Genomic DNA, 7,232 nt, shown 5'->3' on the forward strand with positions numbered 1-7,232 from the left:
TATTTTGATGAATTTTGTTTTAGAATTAATAGGTCACAATACAAAGAATCCATTTTTCATAAAACAATTCTTAGAATGGTACTACAAAAACCTAAATATCAAAAAAATACAAAACAGACACTAGGCGTATAACTCAGAAAAACTATTCATCAAAATAAAACAGACACTAATCGTATAACTCAAAAAAAAGAAAAACAGAATGAAATTTCAATATATATTCTTATTAATACTATCATTCGTAACTTCTTGTAAACAAACTTCAAAAAAAGAAGTAATTACAGAAAAACTATCTTCTTTAAAAGAGCAACCAAACATTCTTATAATTTTAATTGATGATGCTGGTTATGCAGATTTTGGTTTTATGGGAAGCGAAGATTTAGAAACCCCAAACATTGATAAACTTGCAAAAAGTGGGGTGATTTTTACGGATGCGCACGTAACTTCAACAGTTTGTGCTCCTTCAAGAGCTGGTTTAATGACAGGAAAATACCAACAGCGTTTTGGTTTTGAAGCAAACAATACTGGTTATGGAGATTCAGGAGACATCGGATTGTCGGACGAGGTAGTTACCATGGCTGATGTTTTTAAAGCAAATGGATATCATACTTATGCTTTAGGAAAATGGCATTTAGGAGGTCATAAATCAGATCACCCTAATCAACGAGGTTTTGATGAGTTTTTTGGCTTTGAATCAGGAAGTAGATCCTACTTTCCATTACTAAACCCAAGCAAAAGTAAAATGCTCCAGCATAATGGAAATCGGATAAAATTTGAGGGTTATATGACAGATGTATTAACTGACCAAGCGGTTAACTATATTCAAGAAAGTAAAGAACATCCCTTTTTTATGTATTTGGCATATAATGCAGTTCATACACCAATGCAAGCTAAAGAGGAACATTTAGAAAAATTCAAAAATCATCCAAAACAAAAATTAGCTGCTATGACTTGGAGTTTGGATGAAAACATAGGAAAAATCCAACAAAAGTTAGAAACTTTAAATATTGCTAATAACACATTAATTTATTTTTTAAGTGATAATGGAGGTGCCGCAAATAATTCATCATCTAATCTTCCCTTAAAAGGCTGGAAAGGGAATAAGTTTGAAGGAGGACATAGAGTTCCTTTTATCGTAAGTTGGCCTGGTGAAGTTAAAGGTAATAGAACTTTTAATGGATTGAGTTCCTCTTTAGATATTTTTACAACATCTATTTCAGCTGCTCAAATTAGAATAAGTGAAAAATTGAAATTAGACGGTGTTAATTTACTTCCGTATTTAAAAAGTGAAAAGATAGGTAATCCCCACGATAAATTATTTTGGAGAAAATTGGAGGAATCGGGAGCAAGAGTTGGAGATTATAAGTTAATTAGACTTCAAGATTATGGTTATTCCTTGTATAATTTAAGAGATGACTTGGGTGAAACAAAAAATTTAGTCAAAATAAATAGTCCAAAATTTGATGAAATTTTAATAGAATTAGAAAGTTGGGAAAAAGAAATCATCAAACCACTTTGGGTAGAAGATCGTAATTGGATGGATGTTACCTATCATATTCATGAGAGATTAATGGAAAACAAGAAAGTGCTGTATAAAAACCCTTCGGAAATGAAAAAAGTAAAAGAAGAAAATAATTAATTTACTGGAGTGTTATTCTACTCCCCCCGTTTAGGACGGTGAAATTTATGAGTGTAATTTTTTACTTTATATTTATAGATTAGAATTAGGAGTTTTCTTTTCCAATTCAGTATGTCTTCTTCTATCTTTTTATATTCTTTTAGAACGGGTTATTTCTGAAATTTTAATCTTAGAATTGCGTACTTTTACAGAGTACAAATAAACTTAAATGAAGATACATTTTATAGCTATTGGAGGTAGTGCCATGCACAATTTAGCCATAGCATTACATAATAAAGGATACAAGATTACAGGAAGTGATGATGCCATTTTTGAGCCTTCAAAGTCGCGCCTAGATAATAAAGGATTATTACCCGTTGAATTTGGGTGGTTTTCAGAAAAAATATCGATAGATTTGGATGCTGTTGTTCTTGGGATGCATGCAAAAAAAGACAATCCTGAATTATTAAAAGCACAAGAATTAGGTGTGAAAATTTATTCATATCCGGAGTTTTTGTACGAGCAGTCAAAAAACAAAACAAGAGTTGTAATTGGAGGTTCCCATGGTAAAACGACCATTACTTCTATGATTTTACATGTATTGAATTATCATGATATATCTGTGGATTATATGGTGGGTGCACAATTAGACGGTTTTGACACCATGGTACATCTTACAGAAGAAAATGAATTTATGATTTTAGAAGGAGATGAATATTTGTCATCTCCAATTGATAGAAGACCTAAATTTCATTTGTACAAACCCAATATTGCTTTGTTAAGTGGAATTGCTTGGGACCATATAAACGTATTTCCAACATTTGAAAATTATAAAGAGCAGTTTAAGATTTTCACAGACTCCTTGACTAATGGTGGTATTATGGTGTATAATGAAGAAGATATTCATGTAAAGGCTGTGGTAGAAGGAAGTGAACATACGATTAAAAAGTATGCATACAGTACACCAAATCATAAGATTGAAAATGGAATTACTTATTTAGACACTGCAGTTGGAGCAATGCCTTTGGAAATATTTGGAAGTCATAATTTACAAAATTTAGCGGGCGCAAAGTGGATTTGCCAGCATGTTGGTATTGATGAAGAAGAATTTCATGAAGCGATTTCTAGTTTTAAAGGAGCTAGCAAGCGTTTGGAAAAAATCGCAGAGAACAAAAGTACTGTCGTGTTTAAAGATTTTGCACATTCTCCTTCTAAAGTAATGGCTACCACAACTGCTGTAAAAAAACAATACGCAAAAAAAACGCTTTTAGCGTGTTTGGAATTGCATACTTATAGTAGTTTAAATGCTGGTTTTTTAAAAGAATATGTAGGAGCATTGGACAAGGCAGACAAGGCTGTTGTTTTTTACTCTCCAAATGCTGTTAAAATAAAACAGTTGAAAGAGGTTTCTGAAATACAAATTAAAGAGGCTTTTCAACGAGAGGATTTAATCGTGTATACTGACCCTAAAAAGTTTAAAGAGTTTTTGTTTTCTGAAAATCTTGAAAACACTGTATTATTACTGATGAGTTCTGGAAATTACGGAGGCTTGGATTTTGAAGAGGTAAAGTCATTACTTAACTAATAAAAAAGGCTTCCAAATGGAAGCCTTTTTTATTAGTTAAGTAATGATTAAAATCTTCTACCAACACCGATACCTATGGACCAAGTTCCAAATTCATCTTTACGATAATCATAGAATACTGTAGGAGACAAATCCCAATATTCTGCAAATTCTATTTCATACTCCAACCCTGCTCTTATGATAAAAAGATTCTCGCTTTTTTCAAACTCAACTCCCGCTCCAAAGACCACAACAAGATCTTTATATACTTTCGCTAGTCCGTCTAAAGTAACGATCACAGGATATTCTTTTTCTACAGTTAATTCGTCTTCAGGTTTTTCAATTTCGTAAATTAAAAGTTCTAAGTCGTTATGTAACCCTATTCCAAATTTCGGATTAAACCAATACTCTAAATCCAATCCTATTGATGGTACAATAATGGTTGACACCCCTTCTGAAGTACCAGTAGGAATGTAGGTATGACTTAACACAGGGCTAATACGGAAGTGCTTGTATTCTTTTTCTTCTTTTTGTGAAAACAAGTTTAAAGAGAAGAGTAAAAGTCCAATAAACAGATATTGACTACTGATTTTTTTTTTCATGATATAGTTGCTTTTTATATTTAATATTGTGACAATAGTATTTATACCCATAAGAATAGAACATAATAAATCTTAACATTTTTCCCAAAAGAAAGGAGTTAAAAGTATTAAAACAGTGAACAGTTCAAGGCGACCTATTAACATTAGGAATGAACAAAATAATTTTGCAGAATCTGATAAATGAGAATAATTATCTATAGGGCTTAAGGAGCCTAATGCAGGACCAACATTTCCAAGTGAAGAAGCTGCGGCACCAATAGCTGAGAGGAAATCTAATCCCATAAAACTTAAGATGACAGAACTAATAATAAAAATTAACATGTAAAGCACAAAGAAGGATAGAATATTAAAGACAATAATCCTAGAAACTCCTTTTCCATTGTATCGAACAGGAATAATAGCATTAGGGTGTAATAATTTTTTAAATTCTAAAAGACTGTTTTTTATCATAATGATATGACGTACAATTTTAACACCTCCACTAGTTGATCCTGCAGAGCCTCCTATTAGAAATAAAGAGAAAATTAGCATCGTACCAAGTGAATTCCATGTGGTATAATCAGCAGAAACAAATCCTGTGGTTGTAAGTACTGCTACAACCTGAAAACCAGCGTGGCGAAATGAACTTTCTAAAGCCCCCCAAGGCATTGGATGGTCAATAGCTGACTCGAGTCCTGACGTTTGAAAATATTGAATGATTATCGTAATTACGATTGTCATAAAGATGGATCCGAATAAGTAATATTTGAATTCTTCGTTTTTAAATATTTTATTTAAGCGTCCTTTTAATGCAAAATAGGTCAGAATAAAATTGGTTCCAGCAATAAACATAAATACCATTACGATATACTGAATAATAGGCATATTATTCCAGTAGGCCATACTATCATTTTTTGTTGAGAAACCACCTGTGCTCATTGTTGCCATGGCATGATTTAAGGCATCAAACCAAGTCATTCCTGCTACCTTTAACAAGAGAAATTCGGTTATTGTTAGTGAGACATAAATAAGCCAAAGACGTTTCGCTGTTTGCGTAATTCTCGGATGCATTTTATCGGTAGAGGGACCTGGAGCTTCCGCCATAAAAAGTTGCATTCCTCCAATTCCTAATAAGGGTAAAATAGCAATGGTAAGAACAATAATTCCCATTCCTCCAATCCAATGAGTTGCACTTCTCCAAAATAAAATTCCATTTGGCAAAGCCTCTATATCATTTACAATGGAGGCTCCTGTGGTTGAATATCCAGAGATAGTTTCAAAAATGGCATCTACAAAGTGAGGTATGGTTCCAGTAAACAAATAAGGAAGTGTTCCTGTAAAAGTAAGAATCAACCAACCCAAGGTCACAATAATATAACCTTCTCTTTTTTGGAGTTGTTTAGGTGCATTTCTATTAAAGAACCACATAAAAAAACCGAGAGTGATCGTAACTAATCCAGCAGATAAAATACCTATATATGCACTTTCGTTATTATATAGGCTAAACGGAACCGAAAAAAGCATAAAAATACCATTTAAAATAGCCGTAAGGCCTAAAAAACTAATGACAATTTTTAAATTTAAACCTGTAGATTTCATTATCTAATTGTTAAATAAATTTTCAATGTCTCCAATTGATTTGGGTAAACAAAAGACAATAACTCTATCTCCTTTTAATATTTGAAAATCACCAAAAGTCATACTCGCTACCCCTTTTCTCACAACACCTCCAATAACAGCTTTGTCTCTAAGCTCTAAATCTTTTATTTTAAATTTTGTCGCTTTTGAATTTCTTTTTACGAAAAACTCTAAAACTTCAGCATCTACATTATGAAGATTAGTGAGTGCTAATACTTTACCTTTTCTGACATGTTTAAAAATAGCACTGGCTGCTAATAATTTTTTATTGATAAGAGTGTCAATACCTATGGTTTGTGAAATATTTATATAATCCATATTTTCAACCAAGGCAATGGTTTTTTTAACTCCTTTGGATTTGGCAACCAAACAAGACATAATGTTCGTTTCTGAATTCCCGGTTACAGCAACAAAGGCATCCATTTTATCAATAGATTCTTCATCCAATAATTCTACATTCCTACCATCTCCATGAATAATCAAAGTATCGCAAAGTAAATCTGCCAATTCAAAAGCTTTGTCTCTATTAATTTCAATAAGTTTTACATTAAAATTGTGATCACAAAGATTTATTGCGGATTTTTGACCAATTCTACTTCCTCCTAGAATCATTACATTCTTTATTCCTACCTTTTTTTTACCAATAAGTTCGTAAACTCTATCTACATGCTCCTTAGTGACAGAAAAATAAACCTGATCATGGTGTTTGAATATTGTGCTTCCTCCAGGAATTATAGTTTCAATTGTATTTTCTCGTTTTAAAGAAATGATAGTGAAATTAATCCCAGAATACGTCTGTTTAACCTCTTGAACCGTTTTTCCTAACACGGGAGATTGAGAAGAAAGTCTCGCTCCTAAAATGGTAATTGCTCCATTTTCAAACTCAAATTTATCGTTAAAAACAGATTCATTTAAAAGTGTTTCAATCTCTTTTGCAGCCAAAAACTCAGGAGAAATCATATAGTCAACTCCTACTTCAGTAAAGTTTATTTCAGTGGTTGTTAAAAACTCTGTATTTGAAATTCTAGCGATAGTTTTTTTTACTCCTAGTTTTTTACTCAATGCAGCAATGGTAAGATTGGTGTTTTGAGATTCTGTAACAGCCAAAATTAAATCTGCATTTTGGATCCCCACTTCTTTTAATAATTTTATAGAAGTTGCATCTCCTTTTAATGTGATAACATCTAAGTGGTTATCTATATATATTAACTTCTTGGCATCAGAATCAATAACAAAAGTATCTTGAGCTTCATTAGAAAGTAGTTTTGCCAAATGGAATCCTACATCTCCTGCACCAGCTATTATGATTTTCATTGAATAAAAATTTGTACAAATGTAATGAAGAATTCGAAAACTACTTCTATGAAGATTATAAATAACGAAAACGTTTCATTAATAAAAAACTGAATTAAAGTCACAAATGAATCTTTTGATAAAAAAATCTCATAATACGCAAAGGGTATTAATACTTATATCTTTTCCTAGTCCTGTTCTTTAAATTGTTTCGATCTGCTTTATGTGTGTATAAATTGCCGTTGCATTAAGCTCTTGAATTCAGTATTTATTCTATTTATCTTTCCAAATTCGTTGACATATGCGCTCTGAAAACAATGCTTTTTTCTAGATTTACAAGTGCCCTAAACTACCTGTTCGGGACTATAACCCACTCGAAAAAACAGTGCAACTTATTGGCTTCAAGGTTGTAACGCAACAAAACGTTTTAGTTTTATGATGTTACTAAGCTACAATTTTAAGTTCAATATCCATCATTTCTTTTGGTGTTTTATATCCAAGTATCTTTCTAGGTCTATTATTTAGTTTTTCTTGAATAATT

Annotated in this window: 5 protein-coding genes and 1 pseudogene; 3 read left to right on the forward strand and 3 right to left on the reverse strand. The window is 31.9% G+C overall.

The window, feature by feature from the left end; genetic code table 11:
- The 3 genes and pseudogenes from V5787_RS08080 to V5787_RS08090 all read left to right on the forward strand — a co-directional run.
- Nucleotides 1-132: pseudogene (locus tag V5787_RS08080) on the forward strand (IS1595 family transposase); the annotation flags it as partial.
- A gap of 67 nt (nt 133-199) precedes the next feature.
- A complete protein-coding gene (locus V5787_RS08085) occupies nt 200-1,636 on the forward strand; it encodes a sulfatase (RefSeq protein WP_336892740.1) in 1,437 nt (478 codons plus the stop codon).
- Between the two features lie 208 nt (nt 1,637-1,844).
- Nucleotides 1,845-3,200 carry a Mur ligase family protein gene (locus V5787_RS08090; protein WP_336892741.1) on the forward strand — a complete coding sequence of 452 codons (1,356 nt, stop codon included), beginning with the start codon at nt 1,845-1,847 and terminating at the stop codon, nt 3,198-3,200.
- A 47-nt stretch (nt 3,201-3,247) separates the two neighbouring features.
- Here V5787_RS08090 and V5787_RS08095 read toward each other — a convergent pair whose 3' ends face one another.
- From V5787_RS08095 to trkA, 3 genes are all read right to left on the reverse strand, one after another.
- A complete protein-coding gene (locus V5787_RS08095) occupies nt 3,248-3,781 on the reverse strand; it encodes a hypothetical protein (RefSeq protein ID WP_336892742.1) in 534 nt (177 codons plus the stop codon).
- 72 nt (nt 3,782-3,853) lie between these two features.
- On the reverse strand, nt 3,854-5,359 hold the full coding sequence (locus V5787_RS08100; RefSeq protein WP_336892743.1) for a potassium transporter TrkG: 1,506 nt from the start codon (nt 5,357-5,359) through the stop codon (nt 3,854-3,856).
- A gap of 3 nt (nt 5,360-5,362) precedes the next feature.
- Nucleotides 5,363-6,712 carry a Trk system potassium transporter TrkA gene (gene trkA / locus V5787_RS08105; protein ID WP_336892744.1) on the reverse strand — a complete coding sequence of 450 codons (1,350 nt, stop codon included), beginning with the start codon at nt 6,710-6,712 and terminating at the stop codon, nt 5,363-5,365.
- Nucleotides 6,713-7,232 lie beyond the last annotated feature (520 nt).

The sequence above is a fragment of the Flavicella sp. genome (assembly GCF_037132785.1).
Classification (GTDB): Bacteria; Bacteroidota; Bacteroidia; order Flavobacteriales; family Flavobacteriaceae; genus Flavicella.

Coding starts and splice junctions, on each gene's coding strand:
- trkA (WP_336892744.1), bottom strand. CDS start 6,712: ATGAAAATCATAATAGCTGGTGCAGGAGATGTAGGATTCCATTTGGCA.
- V5787_RS08095 (WP_336892742.1), bottom strand. CDS start 3,781: ATGAAAAAAAAAATCAGTAGTCAATATCTGTTTATTGGACTTTTACTC.
- V5787_RS08100 (WP_336892743.1), bottom strand. CDS start 5,359: ATGAAATCTACAGGTTTAAATTTAAAAATTGTCATTAGTTTTTTAGGC.
- V5787_RS08085 (WP_336892740.1), top strand. CDS start 200: ATGAAATTTCAATATATATTCTTATTAATACTATCATTCGTAACTTCT.
- V5787_RS08090 (WP_336892741.1), top strand. CDS start 1,845: ATGAAGATACATTTTATAGCTATTGGAGGTAGTGCCATGCACAATTTA.